This is a genomic window from Streptomyces sp. NBC_01276 (genome assembly GCF_041435355.1).
Taxonomy (GTDB): Bacteria; Actinomycetota; Actinomycetes; order Streptomycetales; family Streptomycetaceae; genus Streptomyces.
In genome coordinates, this window is sequence record NZ_CP108442.1 from 3,240,415 (window position 1) to 3,266,243 (window position 25,829).

At 71.5% G+C, this 25,829-nt stretch carries 22 protein-coding genes; 8 read left to right on the forward strand and 14 right to left on the reverse strand.

The window, feature by feature from the left end; all coding sequences use genetic code 11:
• Positions 1-21 precede the first annotated feature (21 nt).
• The 7 genes from OG295_RS14110 (at position 22) to OG295_RS14140 (ending at position 8,081) form a co-directional block, all read left to right on the forward strand.
• Positions 22-1,365 carry an ABC transporter substrate-binding protein gene (locus OG295_RS14110; RefSeq protein ID WP_371677186.1) on the forward strand — a complete coding sequence of 448 codons (1,344 nt, stop codon included), beginning with the start codon at positions 22-24 and terminating at the stop codon, positions 1,363-1,365.
• Entirely contained in the window at positions 1,362-2,339 is a 978-nt protein-coding gene (locus tag OG295_RS14115; RefSeq protein ID WP_371677187.1) for an ABC transporter permease, read from the forward strand. The genes OG295_RS14110 and OG295_RS14115 overlap by 4 nt, the downstream gene beginning before the upstream one ends.
• The gene (locus tag OG295_RS14120) at positions 2,336-3,094 is read left to right on the forward strand and encodes an ABC transporter ATP-binding protein (protein WP_371677188.1); all 759 of its coding nucleotides are present in this window, start codon (positions 2,336-2,338) and stop codon (positions 3,092-3,094) included. The genes OG295_RS14115 and OG295_RS14120 overlap by 4 nt, the downstream gene beginning before the upstream one ends.
• Before the next feature lie 27 nt (positions 3,095-3,121).
• Entirely contained in the window at positions 3,122-5,950 is a 2,829-nt protein-coding gene (locus OG295_RS14125) for a fumarate reductase/succinate dehydrogenase flavoprotein subunit (RefSeq protein ID WP_371677189.1), read from the forward strand.
• A 58-nt stretch (positions 5,951-6,008) separates the two neighbouring features.
• Positions 6,009-6,626 carry a hypothetical protein gene (locus OG295_RS14130; protein WP_371677190.1) on the forward strand — a complete coding sequence of 206 codons (618 nt, stop codon included), beginning with the start codon at positions 6,009-6,011 and terminating at the stop codon, positions 6,624-6,626.
• A 95-nt stretch (positions 6,627-6,721) separates the two neighbouring features.
• A complete protein-coding gene (locus OG295_RS14135; RefSeq protein WP_371677191.1) occupies positions 6,722-7,339 on the forward strand; it encodes a hypothetical protein in 618 nt (205 codons plus the stop codon).
• Positions 7,340-7,460: 121 nt separating this feature from the next.
• Entirely contained in the window at positions 7,461-8,081 is a 621-nt protein-coding gene (locus OG295_RS14140) for a Uma2 family endonuclease (protein WP_371677192.1), read from the forward strand.
• 64 nt (positions 8,082-8,145) lie between these two features.
• On the opposite strand, the gene nuoN is transcribed toward OG295_RS14140, so the two are convergent.
• The 14 genes from nuoN to OG295_RS14210 are packed head-to-tail and all read right to left on the reverse strand — an operon-like array spanning position 8,146 to position 23,974.
• Positions 8,146-9,801: an NADH-quinone oxidoreductase subunit NuoN gene (gene nuoN, locus OG295_RS14145; RefSeq protein WP_371677193.1), complete on the reverse strand. Its 1,656-nt coding sequence runs from the start codon at positions 9,799-9,801 to the stop codon at positions 8,146-8,148.
• Entirely contained in the window at positions 9,798-11,390 is a 1,593-nt protein-coding gene (locus OG295_RS14150) for an NADH-quinone oxidoreductase subunit M (protein ID WP_371677194.1), read from the reverse strand. The genes nuoN and OG295_RS14150 overlap by 4 nt, the downstream gene beginning before the upstream one ends.
• A 1-nt stretch (position 11,391) precedes the next feature.
• Positions 11,392-13,287 (reverse strand): NADH-quinone oxidoreductase subunit L, encoded by a 1,896-nt coding sequence (gene nuoL, locus OG295_RS14155; RefSeq protein ID WP_371677195.1) that lies wholly within the window; start codon positions 13,285-13,287, stop codon positions 11,392-11,394.
• 12 nt (positions 13,288-13,299) lie between these two features.
• On the reverse strand, positions 13,300-13,599 hold the full coding sequence (gene nuoK, locus OG295_RS14160; protein ID WP_243629856.1) for an NADH-quinone oxidoreductase subunit NuoK: 300 nt from the start codon (positions 13,597-13,599) through the stop codon (positions 13,300-13,302).
• A complete protein-coding gene (locus tag OG295_RS14165; protein WP_371677196.1) occupies positions 13,596-14,411 on the reverse strand; it encodes an NADH-quinone oxidoreductase subunit J in 816 nt (271 codons plus the stop codon). The genes nuoK and OG295_RS14165 overlap by 4 nt, the downstream gene beginning before the upstream one ends.
• Positions 14,408-14,941 carry an NADH-quinone oxidoreductase subunit NuoI gene (gene nuoI, locus OG295_RS14170; RefSeq protein WP_371681191.1) on the reverse strand — a complete coding sequence of 178 codons (534 nt, stop codon included), beginning with the start codon at positions 14,939-14,941 and terminating at the stop codon, positions 14,408-14,410. The genes OG295_RS14165 and nuoI overlap by 4 nt, the downstream gene beginning before the upstream one ends.
• 60 nt (positions 14,942-15,001) lie before the next feature.
• Entirely contained in the window at positions 15,002-16,360 is a 1,359-nt protein-coding gene (nuoH, locus tag OG295_RS14175) for an NADH-quinone oxidoreductase subunit NuoH (protein WP_371677197.1), read from the reverse strand.
• On the reverse strand, positions 16,357-18,870 hold the full coding sequence (locus tag OG295_RS14180) for an NADH-quinone oxidoreductase subunit G (RefSeq protein ID WP_371677198.1): 2,514 nt from the start codon (positions 18,868-18,870) through the stop codon (positions 16,357-16,359). The genes nuoH and OG295_RS14180 overlap by 4 nt, the downstream gene beginning before the upstream one ends.
• A complete protein-coding gene (gene nuoF / locus OG295_RS14185; protein WP_371677199.1) occupies positions 18,867-20,246 on the reverse strand; it encodes an NADH-quinone oxidoreductase subunit NuoF in 1,380 nt (459 codons plus the stop codon). Before nuoF ends, OG295_RS14180 begins: the two co-directional genes overlap by 4 nt.
• Entirely contained in the window at positions 20,246-20,995 is a 750-nt protein-coding gene (gene nuoE / locus OG295_RS14190) for an NADH-quinone oxidoreductase subunit NuoE (RefSeq protein ID WP_371677200.1), read from the reverse strand. Before nuoE ends, nuoF begins: the two co-directional genes overlap by 1 nt.
• Positions 20,992-22,326 carry an NADH-quinone oxidoreductase subunit D gene (locus OG295_RS14195; protein ID WP_371677201.1) on the reverse strand — a complete coding sequence of 445 codons (1,335 nt, stop codon included), beginning with the start codon at positions 22,324-22,326 and terminating at the stop codon, positions 20,992-20,994. The genes nuoE and OG295_RS14195 overlap by 4 nt, the downstream gene beginning before the upstream one ends.
• A complete protein-coding gene (locus OG295_RS14200; protein ID WP_371677202.1) occupies positions 22,326-23,048 on the reverse strand; it encodes an NADH-quinone oxidoreductase subunit C in 723 nt (240 codons plus the stop codon). The genes OG295_RS14195 and OG295_RS14200 overlap by 1 nt, the downstream gene beginning before the upstream one ends.
• Positions 23,045-23,599 carry an NADH-quinone oxidoreductase subunit B family protein gene (locus OG295_RS14205; protein ID WP_007265818.1) on the reverse strand — a complete coding sequence of 185 codons (555 nt, stop codon included), beginning with the start codon at positions 23,597-23,599 and terminating at the stop codon, positions 23,045-23,047. The genes OG295_RS14200 and OG295_RS14205 overlap by 4 nt, the downstream gene beginning before the upstream one ends.
• Before the next feature lie 15 nt (positions 23,600-23,614).
• Positions 23,615-23,974: an NADH-quinone oxidoreductase subunit A gene (locus OG295_RS14210; protein WP_045946775.1), complete on the reverse strand. Its 360-nt coding sequence runs from the start codon at positions 23,972-23,974 to the stop codon at positions 23,615-23,617.
• Positions 23,975-24,764: 790 nt separating this feature from the next.
• Here OG295_RS14210 and OG295_RS14215 point away from each other — a divergent pair.
• Positions 24,765-25,640, forward strand: coding sequence for a C40 family peptidase (locus OG295_RS14215; protein WP_371677203.1), 876 nt, complete (start codon positions 24,765-24,767; stop codon positions 25,638-25,640).
• Positions 25,641-25,829: the final 189 nt, after the last annotated feature.

Consider the following 25,829-nt stretch of genomic DNA (forward strand, 5'->3'; position numbering starts at 1 on the left):
CCGGCGAAAGGCACCCCCGTCGTGCGTACGAGAACCCTGGCGCCCGCCCTCGTCCTGCTGCTCGCCCCGCTCGCCACCGCCTGCGGACAGGCCTCCGGGGCCGACACCGCCAAGACCGTCACCGTGACCGTCGGCTACCAGTCCAAGACCATCAACACCGTCACCGCCGGCACCCTGCTGCGCTCCCTGGGCTACTTCGAGCAGGAGCTCGCCGCCCGCGGCCGGCGCGAGGGCGTCACGTACCGGGTGGACTGGCAGGACTACGCGACCGGCGCCCCGATCACCGCCCAGATGACCGCCGGGAAGGTCGACATCGGCTCGATGGGCGACTTCCCTCTGCTCATCAACGCGGCCCGCGGCAAGGAACTGAAGCAACCCACCCGGCTCGTGTCGGTGACGGGCTACAACCTGCGCGGCGGCCTCAACACCATCGTCACGGCGCCCGACTCGAAGCTGGAGTCCCTCGCCGACCTGCGCGGCAAGAAGGTCTCCACCAGCGTGGGCTCCGCCGCCGACGGCACCCTCGTACGGGCCCTGCGGCGGGCCGGGATCGACCCCGCGAGCGGCATCCAGAAACTCAACCAGCAGCCCAGCGTGGGGGCTTCGGCCCTCCAGGCGGGCAGCGCCGACGCCCTCTCCCAGTTCGTGACCTGGCCCGGGCAGCTCGCCTACGAGGGCAAGGCCAAGGCCCTCTACGACGGCGCCGAGCTGAACCTGCCGACCTTCCACGGGGTCACCGTCCGGGAGAGGTTCGCCCAGCGGCGCCCCGGCGTGGTGGACGACTTCCTGCGTGCCCAGCAGCGGGCCACGGAGCACCTGCGGACCGAACCGGTGGCCTCCGCCGAAACGGTGGCCAAGGAGACCGGCCTCCCGGCGGAGGTGGTCTACCTCTACAACGGCGCGAACGGCATCGCCACCTTCGACCCGGCCCTGCGCCCCGAGCTGATCGAGGCGCTCAAGCAGGACGTGCCCGTCCTGAAGGACGCCAAGCTGCTCGGTGACGTGGACGTGGACGCCTTCGTCGACCCGGAGCCGCTCGGGCGCGTCGCGGCGGCCGGCCCGCGCTACGGGCTCGCGGCGGGCGCCCGGCCGGAGCTGTGGCTCAAGGGGCGGTCCTCCACGCAGACGTACGCCACCCCGCGCGAGCTCCTGCGGGCGGCGCGCGGCGCGGACGTCAGGGCCGCGTACGTCCCCGACGCCGTGACCGGCACCCTCTGGTTCGCCGACCGCGCGGTATGGGTCACCGAGGGCGGCGATCTGCGCGCCTTCGTCACGGCGGCGGGCGCGAGGGCGTACACCGAGCGGCACCAGGACTCCGGGGCGCGGACCGTGAGCTACGCCGAGGCCGTGGAGCTGGCCGGATGAGCGCCGGCCGACGGGCGCTGCGCGCGGCCTCGCTGCTGGCGGCGCTCGCGCTGTGGCAGGCGCTGACCTCGCTGGACGTGAACCTGTGGCTGCGGTTCGAGCAGTTCCCGACGGCCGGGGAGGTGGCGTCGAAGCTGGTCGAACGGGCGGCGACGGGCCCGTACTGGCAGGACCTGGCGGACAGCCTGCGCCGGATCGTGACGGGCTTCGCGCTCGCCGCCGTCCTCGGCGTGACGGCGGGCACCGCGGTGGCCCGCTCCCGGCTCGCCTCGGACCTGCTGACCCCGGTGCTGGAGGTGCTGCGGCCGGTCCCGGCGATCGCGCTGGTGCCGGTGGCGATCCTGCTGTTCCCCTCCAACGAGCAGGGGATCGTCTTCATCACCTGCGCGGCGGCCTTCTTCCCGGTGCTGGTCTCGACCCGGCACGCGGTGGCGGCGCTGTCCCCGGTGTGGGAGGAGGCGGTCCTGACCATGGGCGGGAGCCGGTGGCGGGTGCTGTTCTCGGTGGTCCTGCCGGGGGCCCTGCCGGGGATCTTCGGCGGACTGTCGGTGGGGGTGGGGGTCTCGTGGATCTGTGTGATCTCCGCCGAGATGATCTCCGGCGAGTACGGGGTCGGGTACCGGACCTGGCAGGACTACACGGTGGTGGACTACCCGGGCGTCTTCGTCGGCATGGCCACGATCGGGGCGCTGGGCTGGCTGACGTCGACCCTGGTGGAACGGACGGGCCGCCGCCTGACCCACTGGCTCCCCTCCCGCGAGGCCCCCGCACCGGCCCGCCTGCGGCCCCGCCCGGAGCGGACCGAGGCCGGGCGGATCCCGGCCGGGCGGGACCCCGACGGGCGGATCGCGGCCGGCGTGGAGGGCGGGGGCCGGGGGCGGTCCGCCCCCGGAGTCGCCGGGCACGTCCTCGCCGGCCGTCCCCACGACCACGGGCCCGTCCCGCGGAGCAGCGCACGAGAGGTGGCCCCATGAGTCCGTCCGATGTCGCCGCCGGGCCCGCCGGCGCCGTGCTCGCCCTGCGCGGGGCGCGGCTCGGGCACCGTGGGGGCGTGGTCCTCGACGGGGTCGACCTGACGGTCGAAGCCGGTGAGGTGCTGGCCGTCGTAGGCCCCTCCGGATGCGGGAAGTCGACCCTGCTGCGGACCCTGGCCGGGCTGCTGCCGCCGCTGGGCGGGGCCGTCGAACAGGACGGACGGCCCGTCACCGGGCCGGACGCCGACCGGGCGCTGGTCTTCCAGGAGGACGCCCTGCTGCCCTGGCGCACGGTACGGGCCAACGTGGAACTCCCCCTCGCCATCGGCCGGCCCGACCTCCCGGAAGGCCCCGGCACCCCCCGCGAGCGCCGCAGGCGCACCGCCGAGGCCTGGCTGGCCCGGGTCGGCCTCGCCGGGCACGCGCACAAGCTCCCCCACCAGCTCTCCGGCGGCCAGCGCCAACGCGTCCAGCTGGCCCGCGCCCTCGTCGCGCGGCCCCGTGCCGTCCTGATGGACGAGCCCTTCGGGGCGCTCGACGCCCAGACCCGCGCCGGCATGCAGGACCTCCTCGTGGACGTCCTCGCGGGCACCGGGGCCACCGTCGTCTTCGTGACCCACGACGTGGACGAGGCCCTGCACCTCGGCGACCGCGTCGCCCTGCTGGGCAGCGGCGAGGTGCTCGCCGTACCCCGTCCGCGCGACCGGGGCGCCGACCGCTCGGCGCTGCGGCGGCGGATCGTCAACTCGCTCTGAACTCCCGAACCCCGAAGGACACCCACCGTGGACATTCCCGCGATCGGCGACGCCGAGGAACTCTCCTGCGACGTCCTCGTCATCGGCGGCGGCACCGCCGGCACGATGGCCGCGCTGACCGCCGCCGAGCGCGGGGCGAGCGTCCTGCTGCTGGAGAAGGCCCACGTGCGCCACTCCGGCGCGCTCGCCATGGGCATGGACGGGGTGAACAACGCGGTCGTGCCCGGCCGCGCCGAGCCCGACGACTACGTCGCGGAGATCACCCGCGCCAACGACGGCGTCGTCGACCAGTCCACCGTCCGCCAGACCGCCACCCGCGGGTTCGCGATGGTGCGGCGGCTGGAGTCGTACGGGGTGAAGTTCGAGAAGGACGAGCACGGCGAGTACGCGGTCCGCCAGGTGCACCGCTCCGGTTCGTACGTGCTGCCCATGCCGGAGGGCAAGGACGTCAAGAAGGTGCTCTACCGGCAGCTGCGGCGGCGCGAGATGCGCGAGCGGATCCGGATCGAGAACCGGGTGATGCCGGTCCGCGTGCTCACCTCCCCGGACGACGGCCGGGCGATCGGCGCCGCCGCCTTCAACACGCGCACCGGTGCCTTCGTGACGGTCCGGGCGGGCGCGGTGATCCTGGCGACCGGCCCCTGCGGGCGGCTCGGTCTGCCGGCCTCCGGATATCTGTACGGGACGTACGAGAACCCGACCAACGCCGGTGACGGCTACGCCATGGCCTACCACGCGGGCGCGGCGCTCACCGGGATCGAGTGCTTCCAGATCAACCCGCTGATCAAGGACTACAACGGGCCGGCCTGCGCCTACGTCGCCAACCCCTTCGGCGGCTACCAGGTCAACCGGCACGGCGAGCGGTTCGTGGACTCCGACTACTGGTCGGGGCAGATGATGGCGGAGTTCGCGGCCGAACTCGCCTCGGACCGGGGGCCGGTGTACCTGAAGCTCAGCCACCTCCCGGAGGAGTCGGTGTCCTCCCTCGAATCGATCCTGCACACCACCGAGCGGCCGACGCGCGGCACGTTCCACGCGGGGCGGGGCCACGACTACCGCACGCACGACATCGAGATGCACATCTCGGAGATCGGCCTGTGCGGCGGGCACTCGGCGTCGGGCGTCCGGGTCGACGACCACGCCCGCACCACCGTGCCCCGGCTGTACGCGGCCGGGGACCTGGCCTCGGTGCCGCACAACTACATGATCGGGGCGTTCGTCTTCGGGGACCTGGCGGGGGAGGACGCCGCCCGGTACACGGCGTACGAGGGCGAGCTGCCGGCCGGCCAGGTGGCGGCGGCGCACGAGCTGGTCTACCGTCCGCTGCGGCATCCGGACGGGCCGCCGCAGCCGCAGGTGGAGTACAAGCTGAGGCGGTTCGTCAACGACTACGTCGCCCCGCCGAAGACGGGGGCGAAGCTGTCGCTGGCGGTGGAGGCCTTCACCCGGATGAGCGGCGAGATCGCGGAGATGGGCGCGCGGACCCCGCACGAGCTGATGCGGTGCGCGGAGGTGTCGTTCATCCGGGACTGCGCGGAGATGGCGGCGCGGGCCTCGCTGACGCGCACGGAGTCCCGCTGGGGGCTGTACCACGAGCGGCTCGACCATCCGGAGCGCGCCGACGAGGACTGGCTGTACCACCTGGACCTGCGCAAGGGGGCTTCGGGCGGGATGGAGTTCACCGCCCGGCCGGTGGAACCGTACGTGGTCCCGGTCCCGGAGTTCACCCCCCGGGGCGGCCCGTCGCGCCCGCTGGGGGAGACGGCCCTGACACCGGTGGCGGTGGCGGGACCGGCGGGACCGGCGGGACGGCCGGGCGCGGCGGGCCCGGTGGGCGCGGACGGCCCGGCCGGGCAGGCGGCCGTGGCCGGTGGGGCTGATGGGGCTGATGGAGCCGGTGGGGCGGTGCCCGGGGACGGGCCCGCGGGGGTCACCTCGCCCGGCGGCTCGCCGCGCATCCTGGAGCTGCTCGCGCTCGCCGAGGAGACCCCCGACCTGGCGACGCTGCGCCCCTACCTCGACGACCCGGACCCGGCGGTGCGGGCCGCGGCCGTCGCCGCGGTCGGGGAGACCGTCCCCGCCGGGGCGGGCCCGGCGCTCGCCGACCGGCTCGGGGACCGGGCCGCGCCGGTACGGGCCGCCGCGGCCGCTGCGCTGCGGGAACTGCTGGAGGTCCTGCCGGGCGACCCGGCGCTGCGGGCGGGGCTGCGCGCCGCCCTCGCGGTGCCCGACGGCGTGGTCCGGGCGGCGGCCCTGGAGGCCCTGCGCGCGCTGCGGCTGGGCGACGCCGCGCTGTACGCGGCATCGCTGACCGACCCCGAACCGGAGGTCCGCGTACACGCCGTACGGGCCCTGGTCTCGGTGGACGCCGTCCGGGAACTGGCGACGGCCACGGCGGACCCGTCCCGGGAGGTCCGCGTGGCCGTGGCCAAGGGCCTGGCCTCGCTCACCCCGCCCACCGGGCCCGACGGGTCCCCCGGGCCGGAGCCCGCTCCCGTGCACGCCGCGCTCGGGGCCCTGCTGCGGGATCCGGATCCCGTCGTGCGGGGGGCCGCGCTCGGGGCGCTCGGGGCGGTCGGGTGCCCGCCCGGGTACGCTCCGGCCGCCGTGGCGGCGCTCTCGGATCCGGCCTGGCGGGTGCGGGCCGGGGCGGCGGCGGCGCTGGCCGCGGCGGCGCCCTCCACCGCGGTGGCCGCCCTCGCCGGGGCCCTGGCGGATCCCGAGGCCGACGTCCGCAAGGCCGCCGTGCTGGCGCTGCTCGCCCACCGGGACGCCCCGGGGGCGCGGGCGGCGCTGGCCACCGCGGTCGCCGACACCGACGCCGACGTCCGCGCGTACGTCGCCCGAGCGGCCTGACCACCCGTACGCTCCCCCACCCGTGGCGGGGCCCGACGGGGCGGGTGACGCTGCTCGCATGCCCCCTCGCAACGCGAAGCTCATCCCGCTCGCCCTCGCGGCCGCGGCGACGCTGGCGGCCGCGCCGTCGGCCGCCGCCGCCGCGCCCGCCCCGCCGGCCCCGCCCGCCGGGCCGTCGTCCCGGCTCGCGCCCTCCGCCCAACTGGCCCTGACCTACCGGGCGACCGCCAAGTACCACCGGCACAGCGTCGGCGTCGCCGACGGGTACGTCCCCGACAAGTACTGCGTCATGAACCCGTCGGGCGGCGCCGGCTCCCTCGGCTACCCGCACTTCAACCACGCCTACGACGGCTCCGTCGACCCGGCCAGGCCCACCGCCCTGCTCTACGAGGGCGACGGCAAGGGCCGGTGGCGCCTGGCGGGCCTCGAATGGATGGTCGTGGACAAGGACGGCCTGGTGGAGACCGACGACGACCGTCCGTCCCTGTTCGGGGAGCCCTTCCGCGGCCCGCTGCCCCCGCGCTTCCCGGGGCAGAAGGTCCACTACTCGCTGCACCTGTGGCTGTGGAAGGACAACCCCGCCGGACGCTTCGAGCCCTTCAACACGAAGGTCACGTGCCGCCCCGGCACCACCCGGCCCCGCCCGGCCGCCCAGGCTCCCGCCGCCACCCCTTAGAGGAAGCGGCGCCCCCGTTCGGAGGCCCGCCGGGTGCAGGCCGTACGAACCACGGCGAAGGTGGATGAAACGGCCCCACCCCACCAGGAGTTCCGATGCCCGTTCGCAGCCTGAAGCCCGTTCTCGCCTGCGCGGCCGCCGTGTCGCTCGGCCTGGCCGCCGTGCCGGCGGCCCACGCGGTGGACGGCCCCGCGCCCGACCCGCGCAACCGGCAGGCCATGCGGGACATGGCGACGGCGATGGCGGTGACGGCGAAGTACGTGGACGAGCGGGAGGCCATCAAGGACGGGTACGTCCCGCACGGAGAGGCGTGCATGAGCAACCCGTTCGGGGTCGGCTCCATGGGCTACCACTACGTCAAGGAGGCCTACTGGGGTTCGAAGGACCCCGCCAAGCCGACCGCGCTCCTCTACAGCTACACGAAGGACCGCAACGGCCGGCGCAAGCTCCAGACCGTGGAGTGGATGTCCACCGACCGCGACCAGGACCTGACGACCACCGACGACCGGCCCAGCATGTTCGGACTCCCCTTCGACGGGCCGATGCCCGGCCACTGGACGGGCATGCCCAAGCACTACGACCTGCACATGTGGGCGTACGAGAAGAACCCGGCGGGCCGCTTCCACAACTGGAACCCGGCCCTGCCCTGCCCGAACAAGCCCCCGCAGGTACCGGGCGCCGCCAACCCGTCGACGCACGCGCACGGCCACTAGGCGGCACCGACCGGCGTCGTCAACTGCCTCCCGCATATGACTCACCCGAATGGACGGGGTTCCGCGATTGCCCGGCGATACGCTGGTCGCACTCGCGAGACTCTGCCCCATGGGAGCACTGATGAGCGTCGAATCCGCAGCGCCGCAGCCTGAACCAGAACCGGGGCCGCGCTGGCCGATCCCGCCTGCGGGCGGCTGGACCGCGGACGACCTGGACACGCTTCCGAATCTGCCTCCGCACACGGAGCTGATCGACGGGAGCCTGATCTTCGTGAGCCCGCAGAGCGTCTTCCACGAGCGGGCCATCGACTTGTGCAAGTGGCAACTGCAATCGGTGGCCCCTGACGACTTCGAGGTCTTCCGCGAATTCACCATCGACATCGACAAGCTGAATCGGCCCGAGCCGGACGTCGTCGTCGTGCGCGCGGATGTCGTCGATGCTCTGGAACAAACGCGATTCCCCGCCGGGGCCGTGGTTCTGGCCATCGAAGTGGTCTCCCCCGACTCCATCGGGCGTGACCGCGAAACGAAGCCGTTGAAGTACGCCAGGGCCGGGATCCTCCACTTCTGGCGTGTGGAGAACAAGGAAGGCCGGGCCGTGGTCTACGTCTACGAACTCGATCCCGCCACCCGGAAGTACGTGGCCACCGGCATCTTCCACGACCGCCTGAAGGTCTCCGTCCCCTTCCCCGTCGATCTCGACCTCGACGCGATCACGCCGAAGCGGCCACGGCCCGAGTAGCCGTCCGCCCACGCGAAGGGCCCGGCTCCGAGGGAGCCGGGCCCTTCCGCGCGGACCGGGAGGGTCAGCGCACGAACGTGCTCGCCTGGCCCGCCAGGTCCAGGAAGTACTGCGGGGCCAGACCCAGGACCAGGGTGACGGCCACGCCGACCGCGATGGTCGTCATCGTCAGCGGCGAGGGGACGGCCACGGTCGGGCCGTCGGCCTTCGGCTCGCTGAAGAACATCAGCACGATCACCCGGATGTAGAAGAACGCGGCGATCGCGGACGAGATCACACCGACCACGACCAGCACCCCCGCGCCGCCCTCCGCCGCCGCCTTGAACACGGCGAACTTGCCCGCGAAGCCGGAGGTCAGCGGGATGCCGGCGAAGGCCAGCAGGAACACCGCGAACACGGCGGCGGTGAGCGGCGAACGCCGTCCCAGTCCCGCCCACTTCGACAGGTGAGTGGCCTCGCCGCCCGCGTCGCGCACCAGCGTGACCACCGCGAAGGCGCCGATCGTCACGAAGGAGTAGGCCAGCAGGTAGAACAGGACGGACTGGACGCCCTCCGCCGAGGTCGCGATCACACCGGCCAGGATGAAGCCCGCGTGCGCGATCGAGGAGTACGCCAGGAGCCGCTTCACGTCGGTCTGGGTCACGGCGATCACCGCGCCCGCCAGCATCGTGACGATCGCGACGCCCCACATCACCGGCCGCCAGTCCCAGCGCAGACCGGGGAGGACCACGTAGAGCAGGCGCAGCAGCGCGCCGAAGGCGGCCACCTTGGTCGCGGCGGCCATGAAGCCGGTGACCGGGGTCGGGGCGCCCTGGTAGACGTCCGGGGTCCACATGTGGAAGGGGACCGCGCCGACCTTGAAGAGCAGGCCCATCAGGATCAGCGCACCGCCGATCAGCAGCAGCGCGTCGTTGCCCATGGTGGAGGCCAGGGCCGGGTCGAGCTTGGCGACGGTGCCGTCGACCACGTCGGCGATCACCGCGTAGGAGACCGAGCCCGCGTAGCCGTAGATCAGCGCGATGCCGAAGAGGAGGAAGGCGGAGGAGAACGCGCCGAGCAGGAAGTACTTGACCGCGGCCTCCTGCGACATCAGCCGCTGGCGGCGGGCGACGGCGCAGAGCAGGTACAGCGGGAGGGAGAAGACCTCCAGCGCGATGAACAGCGTCAGCAGGTCGTCGGCCGCCGGGAAGATCAGCATGCCGGCGATCGCGAACAGGGCCAGCGGGAACACCTCGGTGGTGGTGAACCCGGCCTTGACGGCGGCCTTCTCGCTCTCGCTGCCCGGTACCGACGCGGCCTGCGCGGCGAAGGAGTCCACCCGGTTGCCGTGCGCCGCCGGGTCCAGGCGGCGCTCGGCGAAGGTGAACACGGCCACGATCGAGGCCAGCAGGATCGTGCCCTGGAGGAACAGGGCCGGGCCGTCCACGGCGATCGCGCCCATGGCCGCGATGTGGGCCTTGGTGCTGCCGTAGCCGCCGGCGGCGAGGCCGACGACCGCCGCGAAGGCCGAGGCCAGCGCGGCGACGGCCAGGAACACCTGGACGAGGTAACGGGACTTGCGCGGGACGAAGGCCTCGACGAGGACTCCGACGACGGCCGCGCCCACCACGATCAGCGTGGGCGCCAGCTGCGCGTACTCGATGTGCGGGGCCGGGATCTTGTCGGCCGGTCCGTTGGCCGCCAGGTTCAGCAGGGCCTGGGCAGCAGTCGCGGTGCTCACTTGGCCGCCTCCCCATTCTTGGCCTCGACGGCCACCTCGGGCTTCGGGTCGGTCTGCTTCACGTCCGACATGGTGTGCTCCACCGCCGGGTTGACGATGTCGGTGAGCACCTTCGGGTAGACGCCCAGTCCGATCAGCAGCGCGATCAGCGGGGCGACCACGAGGACCTCGCGCAGGCGCAGGTCCCGCATGCCGGAGACCTCCTCCTTGACGGGGCCGGTCATGGTGCGCTGGTACAGGACCAGGGTGTAGAGCGCCGCCAGCACGATGCCGACGGTGGCGATGATCCCGACGACCGGGTAGCGGGCGAACGTGCCGACCAGTACCAGGAACTCGCTGACGAAGGGCGCCAGGCCCGGCAGGGAGAGGGTGGCGAGGCCGCCGATCAGGAAGGTGCCGGCGAGGACCGGGGCCACCTTCTGGACGCCGCCGTAGTCGGCGATGAGCCGCGAGCCGCGCCGGGAGATCAGGAATCCGGCGACCAGCATCAGCGCGGCCGTCGAGATCCCGTGGTTGACCATGTAGAGCGTCGCGCCCGACTGGCCCTGGGAGGTCATCGCGAAGATGCCCAGGATGATGAAGCCGAAGTGCGAGATCGACGCGTACGCGACCAGCCGCTTGATGTCCCGCTGTCCGACCGCGAGGAGCGCGCCGTAGACGATGCTGATCAGGGCCAGGACGAGGATCACCGGGGTGGCCCACTTGCTCGCGTCGGGGAAGAGCCCGAGGCAGAAGCGGAGCATCGCGAAGGTGCCGACCTTGTCGACGACCGCGGTGATCAGGACGGCGACCGGGGCGGTGGACTCGCCCATCGCGTTCGGCAGCCAGGTGTGCAGCGGCCACAGCGGGGCCTTCACCGCGAAGGCGAAGAAGAAGCCGAGGAAGAGGAGCCGCTCGGTGTTGGTGGCCATGTCGAGGGTGCCGGCGGCGCGGGCGGCGGTGATCTCCTGGAGGGAGAAGTTCCCGGCGACCACGTACAGCCCGATGACGGCGGCCAGCATGATCAGACCGCCGACCAGGTTGTAGAGGAGGAACTTGACCGCCGCGTAGGAGCGCTGCGCGGCCGCGTTCTCGTCGGTGCCCGCGTGGGCCCGGTCCCCGAAGCCGCCGATGAGGAAGTACATCGGGATGAGCATGGCTTCGAAGAAGATGTAGAAGAGGAAGACGTCGGTGGCCTCGAAGGAGATGATCACCATCGCCTCGACCATCAGGATCAGGGCGAAGAAGCCCTGCGTCGGCCGCCAGCGCGAGTTCGACGTCTCCAGAGGGTCGGCGTCGTTCCAGCCGGCGCCGATGACGAAGGGGATCAGCACGGCGGTGAGCGCGATCAGCGCCACCCCGATGCCGTCGACGCCCACTTCGTAGCGGACGCCGAAGTCCTGGATCCAGGCGTGGGACTCGGTGAGCTGGTAGCGGTCGCCACCGGGCTCGAAGCGGACCGCGACCAGCACGGCCAGGGCCAGCGTGGCCAGGGAGAACAGCAGCGCAAGCCACTTGGCGGCGGTCCTGCGGGCGGCCGGGACGGCCGCCGTGAGGACCGCGCCGACCGCGGGCACGGCCGCCGTCACCGTCAGAAGCGGGAAACTCATCTCACACCGCCCTCATCAGCAGGGTCGCGGCGATCAGGATCGCCGTGCCCCCGAACATCGAGACCGCGTAGCTGCGGGCGTAGCCGTTCTGCAGCTTGCGCAGCCGGCCCGAGAGCCCGCCGACCGAGGCGGCCGTCCCGTTGACGACTCCGTCGACCAGGCTGTGGTCCACGTAGACGAGCGAGCGGGTCAGGTGCTCTCCGCCGCGCACCAGCACGACGTGGTTGAAGTCGTCCTGGTACAGGTCGCGGCGGGCAGCCCGGGTGAGGAGCGAGCCGCGCGGGGCGACGACCGGGACGGGCTTGCGGCCGTACATCCCCCAGGCGATGGCGACACCGATCACCAGGACCACCATGGTGGACAGGGTGACCGTCAGGGCGCTGATCGGCGGGTTGCCGTGCGCGTCCCCGGTGACCGGCTCCAGCCAGTCCACGAACCGGTCGCCGATCGAGAAGAACCCGCCCGCGAAGACCGAGCCGAAGGCGAGCACGACCATCGGGACGGTCATGGACTTCGGGGACTCGTGCGGGTGCGGGGGGTGGCCTTCCGCGTCCGGCTGCCAGCGCTTCTCGCCGAAGAAGGTGAGGAGCATGACCCGGGTCATGTAGAAGGCGGTGATCGCCGCGCCCAGCAGGGCCACTCCACCGAGGATCCAGCCCTCGGTGCCGCCCTTCGCGAAGGCCGCCTCGATGATCTTGTCCTTGGAGAAGAAGCCCGACAGTCCCGGGAAGCCGATGATGGCGAGGTAGCCGAGGCCGAAGGTCGCGAAGGTGACCGGCATGTACGTCCGCAGGCCGCCGTACCTGCGCATGTCCACCTCGTCGTTCATCCCGTGCATCACGGAACCGGCGCCGAGGAAGAGGCCCGCCTTGAAGAAGCCGTGCGTGACCAGGTGCATGATCGCGAAGATGTAGCCGATCGGGCCGAGGCCCGCCGCGAGGATCATGTAGCCGATCTGCGACATCGTGGACCCGGCGAGGGCCTTCTTGATGTCGTCCTTCGCGCAACCGACGATCGCACCGAAGAGCAGCGTGACCGCGCCGACGACCGTGACCACCAGCTGGGCGTCCGGCGCCCCGTTGAAGATCGCGGCCGAGCGGACGATCAGGTAGACGCCGGCGGTGACCATGGTCGCCGCGTGGATCAGGGCCGAGACCGGGGTCGGGCCCTCCATCGCGTCGCCGAGCCAGGACTGCAGCGGCACCTGCGCCGACTTGCCGCAGGCGGCCAGCAGCAGCATCAGGCCGATGGCCGTCAGCTTGCCCTCGGTGGCCCCGCCGACCGCTGCGAAGAGCGGCTCGAAGGCGAAGGTGCCGAACGTGGTGAACATCAGCATGATCGCGATCGACAGGCCGATGTCACCGACGCGGTTGACCAGGAAGGCCTTCTTCGCTGCCGTGGCCGCGCTGGGCTTGTGCTGCCAGAACCCGATCAGCAGGTACGAGGCCAGGCCCACGCCCTCCCAGCCGAAGTACAGCAGGAGGTAGTTGTCGGCGAGGACGAGCAGCAGCATCGCCGCGACGAACAGGTTGAGGTAGCCGAAGAAGCGGCGGCGGCGCTCGTCGTGCTCCATGTAGCCGATGGAGTAGATGTGGATGAGCGTGCCCACGCCGGAGATCAGCAGGACGAAGGTCATCGACAGCTGGTCCAGCTGGAACGCCATGTCCGCCTGGAAGCCCTCCACCGGGATCCAGGTGTACAGGAACTGGTGCAGGGTCCGGTCATCGGCGCTGCGGCCCAGCATGTCGGCGAACAGGACGACGCCGATGCCGAAGGAGACGGCGGCGAACAGGGTGCCGAGCCAGTGCCCGGCCTTGTCGAGGCGCCGGCCGCCGCAGAGCAGCACCACCGCTCCGAGCAGGGGCGCCGCGATCAGCAGCGCAATCAGATTCTCCACGGTGAGCGCCCCTTACAGCTTCATCAGGCTGGCGTCGTCGACCGAGGCCGAGTGGCGGGTACGGAACAGCGACACGATGATCGCGAGGCCCACCACGACCTCCGCGGCGGCGACGACCATCGTGAAGAACGCGATGATCTGGCCGTCGAGGTTGCCGTGCATCCGGGAGAAGGCCACGAACGCGAGGTTGCACGCGTTGAGCATCAGCTCGATGCACATGAACAGCACGATCGCGTTCTTCCGGATCAGCACACCGGAGGCGCCGATGGTGAACAGCAGGGCCGCCAGGTACAGGTAGTTGACCGGGTTCACTTCGAGGCCTCCTCACGGCCGAGGCGCTCCGCGGAGCGCTGCTCCAGCGCCTTGAGGTCGTCCAGGGCCTGGCCCGACACGTCGCGGACCTGCCCGCGGGCCCGCAGCGTCTTGCTGACGGTCAGCTCGGACGGGGTGCCGTCCGGGAGCAGGCCGGCCACGTCGACCGCGTTGTGCCGGGCGTAGACGCCGGGGGCCGGCAGCGGCGGGAGCTGCACGCCCTCGCGCACGCGCTTCTCGGCGAGTTCGCGCTGGGTGGCGGCCCGCTCGGTGCGCTCGCGGTGGGTGAGCACCATCGCGCCGACGGCCGCCGTGATCAGCAGGGCGCCGGTGATCTCGAAGGCGAAGATGTAGCGGGTGAAGATCAGCTCGGCCAGGCCCTGGACGTGTCCGGCGGAGTTCACCCGGCCGAGCCCGTTGAAGTGGGTGAGCCCGGCGTTGGCGATGCCGGCGATCAGCAGGATGCCGAAGCCGAGCCCGCACAGGACGGCGTACCAGCGCTGCCCCTTGAGGGTTTCCTTGAGCGAGTCCGCCGCCGTGACGCCGACGAGCATGACCACGAAGAGGAAGAGCATCATGATGGCGCCGGTGTAGACGATGACCTGGACGACGCCCAGGAAGTACGCCCCGTTGGCGAGGTAGAACACCGCCAGGATGATCATCGTCCCGGCGAGGCAGAGGGCGCTGTGGACGGCCTTGCGCATCAGGACCGTGCACAGCGCGCCGATGACGGCGACGGTGCCCAGCACCCAGAACTGCACCGCCTCGCCCGTGGAGGTGAGGGTGGCGCCGGAGGCGGCGAGGACGCTCATGCCTGCACCTCCTCGGCGGAGCCGGCGGCCGTCTCGCCCTTGGAGACCGCCACCTGCCGGACCGTGCCCGGGGCTGCGCCCGTCACCAGTCCCCGGTAGTAGTCCTGCTCGTCCGTCCCCGGGAAGATCGAGTGCGGGGTCTCCACCATGCCCTCGGTCAGACCCGCGAGGAGCTGCTCCTTGGTGTAGATCAGCGCCTCGCGGCTGGAGTCGGCGAGCTCGAACTCGTTCGTCATCGTCAGCGCCCGGGTGGGGCAGGCCTCGATGCACAGCCCGCACAGGATGCAGCGGGCGTAGTTGATCTGGTAGACCCGCCCGTACCGCTCGCCCGGGGAGTAACGCTCCTCCTCGGTGTTGTCCGCGCCCTCCACGTAGATCGCGTCGGCGGGACAGGCCCAGGCGCACAGCTCGCACCCGATGCACTTCTCCAGACCGTCGGGGTGGCGGTTGAGCTGGTGCCGTCCGTGGAAGCGCGGAGCGGTGGTCTTCTCCTGCTCCGGGTACTGCTCGGTGAGGCGCTTCTTGAACATGGCCTTGAAGGTCACGCCGAACCCGGCCACCGGGTTCTGCCACTTTTCCTCAGACACGTCTCAACCCTCCTCTCGGTCGCTGTCGGGGTTCGCCCCGCCGCTGACGATCAGCTCCCGCTCCGCGCGGGGCCGCCGGCGCGGTACGGGCGCCAGGTGCTGGCCGGGCTTGGGCGGTACGGGGAACCCGCCCGCCATCGGGTCGAAGGTCCCGGCCGCCGCGGCCTCGCCGGCCTCCTCGGCCGCCGCCTTCTCCCGCTTGTCGCGGAAGAGGTCCGCGACGAAGGAGAGCAGCAGGATCGCGACGACCGCCCCGCCCACGTAGAGGACGATCTCGCTGAAGTCGTAGCGCTCGTTGCGCAGCGCCCGGACGGTGGCGACCAGCATCAGCCACACCACGGAGACCGGGATCAGCACCTTCCAGCCGAGCTTCATCAGCTGGTCGTAGCGCACGCGGGGCAGCGTGCCGCGCAGCCAGATGAAGAAGAACAGCAGCAGCTGCACCTTGATGACGAACCAGAGCATCGGCCACCAGCCGTGGTTCGCGCCCTCCCAGAAGTGGCTGATCGGGTACGGGGCCCGCCAGCCGCCCAGGAAGAGGGTGACCGAGACCGCCGAGACGGTGACCATGTTGACGTACTCGGCCAGCATGAACAGCGCGAACTTGATGGAGGAGTACTCGGTGTTGAACCCGCCGACCAGGTCGCCCTCGGACTCCGGCATGTCGAAGGGGGCGCGGTTGGTCTCGCCGACCATCGTGATGACGTAGATGATGAAGGACACCGGCAGCAGCACGATGTACCAGCGGTCCGCCTGCGCCTCCACGATCGCCGAGGTCGACATCGACCCGGAGTAGAGGAACACCGAGGCGAAGGCCGCGCCCATCGCGATCTCGTACGAGATCATCTGCGCGCAGGAGCGCAGGCCGCCGAGGAGCGGGTACGTGGAGCCGGAGGACCAGCCCGCGAGCACGATGCCGTAGATGCCGACGGAGGCCACGGCGAGGACGTAGAGCATCGCGATGGGCAGGTCGGTCAGCTGCATCGTGGTGCGCTGCCCGAAGATGGACACCTGGTCGTCGGCCGGGCCGAAGGGGATCACCGCGATGGCCATGAAGGCCGGGATCGCCGCGATGATCGGGGCCAGGACGTAGACGACCTTGTCGGCCCGCTTGACGATCAGGTCTTCCTTCAGCATCAGTTTGACCCCGTCGGCGAGCGACTGGAGCATGCCCCAGGGCCCGTGCCGGTTGGGGCCGATGCGCAGCTGCATCCAGGCGACGACCTTGCGCTCCCACACGATGGAGAAGAGCACGGTCACCATCAGGAAGGCGAAGCAGAACACCGCCTTGACGAGGACCAGCCACCAGACGTCCCTGCCGAACAGGGAGAGGTCCTCGGCAGCGAGCTGTACCGCGTTCACGCGCCCACCTCCGCATCGGGGTCGCTGCTGTCGGCCGGGGTCGCCGGGCCGATCCGCACGAGGGTGCCCGGACGGGCGCCGGTGTCGGCGAGGACGCCGCGGCCGGTGGAGTTCAGCGGGAGCCAGACCACCCGGTCGGGCATCCCGGTGACCTTCAGCGGGAGTTCCACCGAGCCGGCCGGGCCGGTCACGGCGAGGACGTCGCCGTCCTTGACGCCGGCCTCGGCGGCCGTGGCGGCCGACAGCCGGGCGTTCGCCTCGTGCCGGGTGCCGGCCAGGGCGTCGTCGCCCTCCTGGAGCAGGCCCCGGTCCAGCAGCAGCCGGTGACCCGCGAGGACCGCCTCGCCCGCGCCGGGGCGGGGCAGCGGCTCGGTGGCCGTGGACTGCTCCGCCGCGAGCTCCCCCTCCCAGGGACCGAGCCGCTCCAGCTCGCGCCGTACGGCGTGTACGTCGGGCAGCGCGATCGGCCGGTCGGCCGCGTCGGCCAGCATGTGCAGCACCCGGGCGTCGGCGGGGGCGAGCCGGCGGGTCATCTGGTCGGGCTTGAGGGCGGCCTCGAACGGCCGGACCCGGCCTTCCCAGTTGATGAACGTGCCGGTCTTCTCGGCGACGGCGGCGACTGGCAGGACCACGTCCGCGTGGTCGGTGACCTCGCCGGGCCGCAGTTCCAGGGAGACCACGAAGGCCTCCTCCAGGGCGGTCCTGGCCCGCCGCGGGTCCGGCAGGTCGGCGAGCTCGACGCCCGCGACCAGCAGGGCGGACAGCTCGCGGGTGGCGGCCGCCTCCACGATCTGCCCGGTGTCCCGGCCGTAGCGGTGCGGGAGTTCGTCCAGCCCCCAGGCGGTGGCGACCTCGGCTCGGGCCCGCGGGTCGGTGGCCGGGCGGCCGCCCGGCAGCAGGGACGGCAGCGCACCCGCCTCGACGGCGGCCCGCTCCCCCGCCCGGCGCGGGATCCACACCAGCCGGGCCCCGGTCGCCGTCGCGGCCCGAACGGCCGCGGTCAGCGCGCCGGGCACGCCCGCCAGGCGCTCCCCGACCACGAGGACCGAGCCGGGCCGGCGCAGCGCCTCGGCGGCTTCGTCGCCGCCGGCCTCCAGCCCGGTCCGGGTCGCGAGGGCGTCCAGCCACTCGGGCTCGGTGCCGGGGGCGGCGGCCAGCAGGGTGCCGCCCGCCTTGGCGAGGCCGCGGGTGGCGAAGGGGGCCAGGGCGAAGGTCCGCTGCTTGTGCCTGCGGTGGGCCTTGCGCAGCCGCAGGAAGACCCCGGGGGCCTCCTCCTCGGCCTCGATCCCGGCGAGCAGCACGGTGGGCGCCGCTTCCAGGGAGGCGTACGTGACGCCCGTGCCGTCGAGGTCCTTGCCGGTGCCCGCCACGGTGGCGGCCAGGAAGTCGGCCTCCTCCGCGCTGTGCACCCGGGCCCGGAAGTCGATGTCGTTGGTGTCGAGCACGACCCGGGCGAACTTGGCGTACGCGTAGGCGTCCTCGACGGTGAGCCGGCCTCCGGTCAGCACCCCGGCCCGGCCGCGCGCGGCGGCCAGTCCCTTCGCGGCGGCCTCCAGGGCCTCCGGCCAGCTCGCCGGGGCGAGGACGCCGTCGGCGCCGCGCACCAGCGGGGTGGTCAGCCGGTCCGGGCGCTGCGCGTAGCGGAACCCGAAGCGGCCCTTGTCGCAGATCCACTCCTCGTTGACCTCGGGGTCCTCGGCGGCGAGGCGGCGCAGCACCTTGCCGCGCCGGTGGTCGGTCCGGGTCGCGCAGCCGCCCGCGCAGTGCTCGCACACGCTCGGGGAGGAGACGAGGTCGAAGGGGCGGGAGCGGAAGCGGTAGGCGGCCGAGGTGAGGGCGCCGACGGGGCAGATCTGGATGGTGTTGCCGGAGAAGTACGACTGGAAGGGGTCGCCCTCGCCGATGCCGACCTGCTGGAGCGCGCCGCGTTCCAGCAGCTCGATCATGGGGTCGCCGGCGATCTCGTTGGAGAAGCGGGTGCAGCGCGCGCACAGCACGCACCGCTCGCGGTCCAGGAGCACCTGCGTGGAGATCGCGACGGGCTTCTCGTAGGTGCGCTTGTGGCCCTCGAAGCGCGATTCGGCGTTGCCGTGGGACATCGCCTGGTTCTGCAGGGGGCATTCGCCGCCCTTGTCGCAGACGGGGCAGTCCAGCGGGTGGTTGATGAGCAGCAGCTCCATCACCCCGCGCTGGGCCTTGTCGGCGACCGGGGAGGTGAGCTGGGTCTTGACGACCATGCCGTCGGTGCAGGTGATCGTGCAGGAGGCCATCGGCTTGCGCTGGCCCTCGACCTCGACGATGCACTGGCGGCAGGCGCCGGCCGGGGGGAGGAGGGGGTGGTCGCAGAACCGGGGGATCTCGATGCCGAGCTGTTCGGCGGCCCGGATGACGAGGGTGCCCTTGGGGACCGACAGTTCGAGCCCGTCGATGGTCAGGGACACCGTGTTCTCGTCCTGCGGCCGGCCGGCGGCCTCTCCGCCACCGGCCGGAGCGTTCGTGGCGACGGTCATGCGTTCACCTCCGAGTCAGCCCAGAGGGTCGACTTCTTGGGGTCGAAGGGGCAGCCCTTGCCCGTGATGTGCTGCTCGTACTCCGCGCGGAAGTACTTCAGCGAGGAGAAGATGGGGCTGGCGGCGCCGTCGCCGAGGGCGCAGAAGGACTTGCCGTTGATGTTGTCGGCGATGTCGTTCAGCTTGTCGAGGTCGGACATGACGCCCTTGCCGGCCTCGATGTCGCGCAGCAGCTGGACGAGCCAGTACGTGCCCTCGCGGCAGGGCGTGCACTTGCCGCAGGACTCGTGGGCGTAGAACTCGGTCCAGCGGGTGACGGCGCGCACCACGCAGGTGGTCTCGTCGAAGCACTGGAGGGCCTTGGTGCCGAGCATGGAGCCGGCCGCGCCGACGCCCTCGTAGTCCAGCGGGACGTCGAGGTGCTCGTCGGTGAACATGGGGGTGGAGGAGCCGCCGGGGGTCCAGAACTTCAGCCGGTGGCCGGGGCGCATGCCGCCGCTCATGTCGAGGAGCTGGCGCAGGGTGATGCCGAGGGGCGCCTCGTACTGGCCGGGGCCGGCGACGTGCCCGGACAGCGAGTAGAGGGTGAAGCCGGGGGACTTCTCCGTCCCCATCGCCTTGAACCAGTCCTTGCCCTTGTTGAGGATCGCGGGAACCGAGGCGATGGATTCGACGTTGTTGACGACAGTGGGGCACGCGTAGAGCCCCTCGACCGCGGGGAAGGGGGGACGCAGCCGGGGCTGACCGCGCCGGCCTTCGAGGGAGTCGAGCAGTGCCGTCTCCTCGCCGCAGATGTACGCGCCCGCTCCCGCGTGCACCGTGATGTCGAGGTCGCGTCCGCTGCCGCCGATGTCCTTGCCGAGGTACCCGGCCGCGTACGCCTCGCGCACGGCCTCGTGCAGGCGCCGCAGTACGGGGACGGTCTCGCCGCGCAGGTAGATGAAGGCGTGCTCCGACCGGATCGCGTAGCAAGCGATGATCATTCCCTCGATGAGGGAGTGCGGGTTGGCGAAGAGGAGGGGGATGTCCTTGCAGGTTCCCGGCTCCGACTCGTCCGCGTTCACGACGAGGTAGTGCGGCTTGCCGTCGCCCTGCGGGATGAACTGCCACTTCATTCCGGTGGGGAAGCCCGCGCCGCCACGGCCGCGCAGTCCGGAGTCCTTGACGTAGGCGATCACCTCGTCCGGGGTCATCGCGAGCGCCTTGCGCAGGCCCTCGTACCCCTCGTGACGCCGGTAGGTCTCCAGCGTCCACGACTCGGGCTCGTCCCAGAACGCCGACAGGACGGGTGCGAGGAGCTTCTCCGGGCTGGTCCCTCCCCCAGCCTCCGGCTGGGAGGTGCCCCCGTGCGTTTCCTTCGGAGTGGACACGCTCATCACTCCCCTCCCTCTGCGGTGGCTTCGCCGCGCGCCTCGCCGCGGGGGTGCACGACCGGAGCGTGCGGAGCCTCGCCGCGGGCGATGCGCAGTCCGATCAGGGAGGCGGGGCCGGCGCCGCCGCTCGCGGCCACCGCGCCCTCGCGCTCGTCCGGGAAGCCCGCCAGGATCCGGGCGGTCTCCTTGTACGTGCACAGCGGAGCGCCGCGGGTCGGTTCGACGGGGCGGCCGGCCAGCAGGTCGTCGACCAGGGCCTTGGCGGATTCGGGGGTCTGGTTGTCGAAGAACTCCCAGTTGACCATCACCACGGGGGCGTAGTCGCAGGCCGCGTTGCACTCGATGTGCTCCAGCGTCACCTTGCCGTCGGGGGTGGTCTCGTTGTTGCCGACCCCCAGGTGCTCCTTGAGCTCGTCGAAGATGGCGTCGCCGCCCATGACGGCGCACAGGGTGTTGGTGCAGACGCCGACCTGGTAGTCGCCGGAGGGCTTGCGCCGGTACATCGTGTAGAAGGTGGCGACCGCGGTGACCTCGGCGGTGGTCAGGCCCAGCACCTCGGCGCAGAAGCGGATACCGGTGCGCGAGACGTGGCCCTCCTCGGACTGCGTCAGGTGCAGCAGCGGCAGCAGCGCGGAGCGGCTGTCGGGGTAGCGGGCGATGACCTCGGCGGCGTCGGCCTCCAGCCGGGCTCGTACGTCGGCCGGGAAGTCGGGGGCCGGAAGCTGGGGCATCCCCAGACTGACGTCTGTCATCGGTCGACGCCTCCCATCACGGGGTCGATGGAGGCGACGGCGACGATGACGTCGGCGACCTGGCCGCCTTCGCACATCGCGGCCATGGCCTGCAGGTTGGTGAAGGACGGGTCGCGGAAGTGGACCCGGTAGGGGCGGGTTCCGCCGTCGGAGACGACGTGCACGCCGAGCTCGCCCTTGGGGGACTCGACGGCGGCGTACACCTGTCCGGCCGGTACCCGGAAGCCCTCGGTGACGAGCTTGAAGTGGTGGATGAGGGCCTCCATGGAGGTGCCCATGATGTTCTTGATGTGGTCGAGGGAGTTGCCGAGGCCGTCGGGTCCCATCGCGAGCTGGGCGGGCCAGGCGATCTTCTTGTCGGCGACCATGACCGGGCCGGGCTCCAGCCGGTCCAGGCACTGCTCGACGATCCGCAGGGACTGGCGCATCTCCTCCAGGCGGACCAGGAAGCGTCCGTAGGAGTCGCAGCTCTCGGTGGTGGGGACGTCGAACTCGTAGGTGTCGTAGCCGCAGTACGGGTCCGACTTGCGCAGGTCGTGCGGCAGCCCGGCCGAGCGCAGGATCGGGCCGGTGGCGCCCAGGGCCATGCAGCCGGTGAGGTCGAGGTAGCCCACGTCCTGCATGCGGGCCTTGAAGATGGGGTTGCCGGTGGCGAGCTTGTCGTACTCCGGCAGGTTCTTCTTCATGGTCTTCACGAACTCGCGCAGCTGGTCGACCGCGCCGGGGGGCAGGTCCTGGGCGAGGCCGCCGGGGCGGACGAACGCGTGGTTCATGCGCAGGCCGGTGATCAGCTCGAAGATGTCCAGGATCAGTTCGCGGTCCCGGAACCCGTAGATCATGATCGTGGTCGCGCCCAGCTCCATGCCGCCGGTGGCGATGCACACCAGGTGGGAGGAGAGCCGGTTGAGCTCCATCAGCAGGACGCGGATGACGGTGGCGCGGTCCGGGACCTGGTCGGTGATGCCGAGCAGCTTCTCGACGCCGAGGCAGTACGCCGTCTCGTTGAAGAACGGCGTCAGGTAGTCCATGCGCGTGACGAAGGTGGTGCCCTGCGTCCAGTTGCGGAATTCGAGGTTCTTCTCGATGCCGGTGTGCAGGTAGCCGATGCCGCAGCGGGCCTCGGTGACCGTCTCGCCGTCGATCTCCAGGATCAGCCGGAGCACCCCGTGGGTGGAAGGGTGCTGGGGGCCCATGTTGACGACGATGCGCTCGTCGTCCGCGCGGGCCGCCGACTGGACGATCTCGTCCCAGTCGCCGCCGGTGACGGTGTAGACGGTGCCCTCGGTGGTCTCGCGGGAGGACGCAGGGTGCGATGCGTTCGGGGTGTTCATCAGCTGTACGACCTCCGCTGGTCGGGAGCCGGGATCTGGGCGCCCTTGTACTCGACGGCGATGCCGCCGAGCGGGTAGTCCTTGCGCTGGGGGAAGCCCTGCCAGTCGTCCGGCATCATGATCCGCGTGAGGGCCGGGTGGCCGTCGAAGACGATCCCGAAGAAGTCGTAGGCCTCGCGCTCGTGCCAGTCGTTGGTCGGGTACACCGCCACCAGGGACGGGAGGTGCGGGTCGGCGTCGGGGACCGACACCTCCAGGCGGACGAGCCTGCCGTGGGTGAGCGAGCGCAGGTGGTAGACGGCGTGCAGCTCGCGGCCCTTGTCGCCGGGGAAGTGGACCCCGCTGACCCCGGTGCAGAGCTCGAAGCGCAGCGCCGGGTCGTCGCGCAGGGTGGAGGCCACCCGTACGAGGTGCTCGCGGGCGATGTGGAAGGTGAGCTCGCCGCGGTCCACCACGGTCTTCTCGATGGCGTGGGCGGGGAGCAGGTCCTGCTCCTCCAGGGCGCCTTCGAGCTCGTCGGCCACCTCGTCGAACCAGGAGCCGTAGGGGCGCGCGGACGCCCCGGGCAGGGCCACGGTGCGGACGAGGCCGCTGTAGCCGCTGGTGTCGCCGCCGTCCTCCGCCCCGAACATGCCCTTGCGGACGCCGATCACCTCGGGCCCGGCCGAGGTGCGGGGAGCGGGGACGTTGTTGCCGTTCTCGACGGCCGGGTCGTCGCTCACCGGAGCAGCCCCTTCATCTCGATGGTGGGGAGGGCCTTGAGGGCCGCCTCCTCCGCCTCGCGCGCCGCCTCTTCCCGGTTCACGCCGAGCTTGGAGCCCTGGATCTTCTGGTGGAGCTTGAGGATCGCGTCCATCAGCATCTCGGGGCGGGGCGGGCAGCCGGGGAGGTAGATGTCCACCGGGACGATGTGGTCGACGCCCTGGACGATCGCGTAGTTGTTGAACATTCCGCCCGAAGAGGCGCACACGCCCATGGAGATGACCCACTTCGGGGCGGGCATCTGGTCGTACACCTGGCGCAGCACCGGCGCCATCTTCTGGCTGACCCGTCCGGCGACGATCATCAGGTCGGCCTGGCGCGGGGAGCCGCGGAAGACCTCCATGCCGAAGCGGGCCAGGTCGTAGCGGCCGGCTCCGGTGGTCATCATCTCGATGGCGCAGCACGCCAGGCCGAAGGTGGCCGGGAAGACGGATGACTTGCGCACCCAGCCCGCGGCCTGTTCGACGGTGGTCAGCAGGAAGCCGCTCGGCAGCTTCTCTTCCAGTCCCATGGAAAATTCAGCCCCTCAGTCCCATTCCAGGCCGCCGCGGCGCCAGACGTAGGCGTAGGCGACGAAGACGGTGAGCACGAAGAGGAGCATCTCGACGAGCCCGAAGATCCCCAGGGAGTCGAAGGTGACGGCCCAGGGGTAGAGGAAGACGATCTCGATGTCGAAGACGATGAAGAGCATCGCCGTCAGGTAGTACTTGATGGGGAAGCGACCGCCCCCGGCGGGCATCGGCGTGGGTTCGATGCCGCACTCGTAGGCTTCAAGCTTCGCCCGGTTGTACCGTTTTGGGCCGATCAGCGTGGCCATGACCACGGAGAAGATCGCAAACCCTGCGCCGATGGCGCCGAGCACGAGGATGGGTGCGTACGCATTCACGCTCCTCGCTCCTTCCAGTCGTCCTTGACCGTTGGACCGCTGCGCCGGCGACGGGTGAGCTCCGCCTCGTGAAGATCGCCCCGGGAGCCGGGGGACCGCATGTGAGGCAGTTCACAAGCCGGGCTGGTGCGCATCTTATGCCTGCCGGTCTGTGATCTGCGACACGGGTAACAACACCGAGTTTGTGATCTCCACCACCCGACGAACGATCATGAAGCCCGCCGAGGGGCGATCTTCGTACGCAAGGCATCCACATGATCACCAAAGGTGACATCCGGGCCCGTCATCCCAGGTGAAAGGCGCGTCGCCCTATCAAATGATGTCCGCTGCAGGCAAATTGGCCCGTCTCCCGCCCAGGTGATAAGGGAACCCGCGTCCCCCGGTCGGGGGGCCCGGGGGTACGGGAGTGGACGCGGTGGCCGAGAGTCGACGGTGAGGGAACGGGGTGGTCGATGCTGTGCATCCGTTCACGAACCGCACGGCAAGTTCACGGTCGGATCACGGACCGGCCACAGCGCCCTCACGACGGGAGGTAACTGTGACCTGCACCACACCGGATCGAGACCGTGAAAAGGGGGCTTGGCCATCTGTGCGCGTCGATGGTAGGCAGTGGATCAATTCGGACTTATTGCTGAAAACCCATGATCACAGCCTTGTGAAGGTGTGTCCGTTTCGCCCGTTACGGCGTCAATAAGAGTCGCGACGCGCCCGGTTCGCGCCCGGATTCCGCAACTGTGGCGCAGACCACGTTTCTTGAAGGAAACCCGGCACCCCTGATAGCGGTTGTCCCATGTCCCACACCGCTCACATACCCAGCCACCGGAAGCCGCGCCGTAGCGCCTCGAAGCTCGCGGTTCGCGCCGGAGTTGCCGGTGGCGTCCTCAGCACCCTCGCCATGGCCGGCACCGCGAGCGCGACCCCTTCGTCCCCCGAGCCCGTGGCCGAGACGACGCTCGAAATGCCGGTCCTCGACCTGAACCTCGGCGCCGAGGTCTCCAGCGCCGTCAACACGGCCGCCGAGAACACCCGCGTCGCCGCCGTAGAGGCCGCCGTGACCGGCGAGCTGAACGCCCAGGAGGAGAGCGCCCGTACGGGTGCCGCCGCCGAGGCGAAGCAGGCCAAGGAAGACGCCACCAAGGCCGCCGAGCAGAAGGCCAAGCAGGAGGCCGACCGCAAGGCCGAGGCCGAGCGCGCCACCCGCAGCTCCGGCCGCAGCTCGCTGACCAACGCCTCCGCGTCGGACGACAGCGGCTTCACCTCCAACGGCTCGGGCAGCGGCTCCGCCAGCACCGGTTCCTCCTCCAAGGCCACCGGTTCCGCCGCCGCCATCGTGAACTTCGCCCGCGCCCAGATCGGCAAGGCGTACGTCATGGGCGCCACCGGCTCCTCCGCGTACGACTGTTCGGGCCTGGTCCAGGCGGCCTACCGCCAGGCCAACATCAGCCTGGACCGCACCTCCCAGGACCAGTCGCTGGCCGGCTCCTCGGTCTCGCTGAGCAACCTGCAGCCCGGCGACATCCTCTACTGGGGCCCCAAGGGCAGCGCCTACCACGTCGCCATCTACGTCGGCGGCGGCAAGTTCGTCGGCGCGCAGAACCCCAGCACCGGCATCGTCGAGCGCAACCTCAGCTACGACATGCCGACGGGCGCCGTCCGCGTCCTCTGATCCTTCCGGTCGCCACGAGGGCCGGCACTCCCCCGCTCGGGGGCGGAGTGCCGGCCCTCCGGCACGCCCCGGCACCGCCGCCCGCGCACCCCGGCACCGCCGCCCGCGAGCCCGCCCGCACACCCCGGCCCCGCCGCCCGCGCACCCCGGTCGGTGACGCGGTACCCAAGCCCCCGGGGCCCTGAGAAG

Excerpts from the sequence above, each read along its gene's own strand:
- OG295_RS14115 (WP_371677187.1), top strand. The coding sequence starts at position 1,362 with ATGAGCGCCGGCCGACGGGCGCTGCGCGCGGCCTCGCTGCTGGCGGCG.
- OG295_RS14120 (WP_371677188.1), top strand. The coding sequence starts at position 2,336 with ATGAGTCCGTCCGATGTCGCCGCCGGGCCCGCCGGCGCCGTGCTCGCC.
- OG295_RS14130 (WP_371677190.1), top strand. The coding sequence starts at position 6,009 with ATGCCCCCTCGCAACGCGAAGCTCATCCCGCTCGCCCTCGCGGCCGCG.
- OG295_RS14135 (WP_371677191.1), top strand. The coding sequence starts at position 6,722 with ATGCCCGTTCGCAGCCTGAAGCCCGTTCTCGCCTGCGCGGCCGCCGTG.
- OG295_RS14140 (WP_371677192.1), top strand. The coding sequence starts at position 7,461 with ATGAGCGTCGAATCCGCAGCGCCGCAGCCTGAACCAGAACCGGGGCCG.
- OG295_RS14150 (WP_371677194.1), bottom strand. The coding sequence starts at position 11,390 with ATGAGTTTCCCGCTTCTGACGGTGACGGCGGCCGTGCCCGCGGTCGGC.
- OG295_RS14165 (WP_371677196.1), bottom strand. The coding sequence starts at position 14,411 with ATGAGCGTCCTCGCCGCCTCCGGCGCCACCCTCACCTCCACGGGCGAG.
- nuoI (WP_371681191.1), bottom strand. The coding sequence starts at position 14,941 with ATGTTCAAGAAGCGCCTCACCGAGCAGTACCCGGAGCAGGAGAAGACC.
- OG295_RS14180 (WP_371677198.1), bottom strand. The coding sequence starts at position 18,870 with ATGACCGTCGCCACGAACGCTCCGGCCGGTGGCGGAGAGGCCGCCGGC.
- nuoF (WP_371677199.1), bottom strand. The coding sequence starts at position 20,246 with ATGAGCGTGTCCACTCCGAAGGAAACGCACGGGGGCACCTCCCAGCCG.
- nuoE (WP_371677200.1), bottom strand. The coding sequence starts at position 20,995 with ATGACAGACGTCAGTCTGGGGATGCCCCAGCTTCCGGCCCCCGACTTC.
- OG295_RS14195 (WP_371677201.1), bottom strand. The coding sequence starts at position 22,326 with ATGAACACCCCGAACGCATCGCACCCTGCGTCCTCCCGCGAGACCACC.
- OG295_RS14205 (WP_007265818.1), bottom strand. The coding sequence starts at position 23,599 with ATGGGACTGGAAGAGAAGCTGCCGAGCGGCTTCCTGCTGACCACCGTC.
- OG295_RS14215 (WP_371677203.1), top strand. The coding sequence starts at position 24,765 with ATGTCCCACACCGCTCACATACCCAGCCACCGGAAGCCGCGCCGTAGC.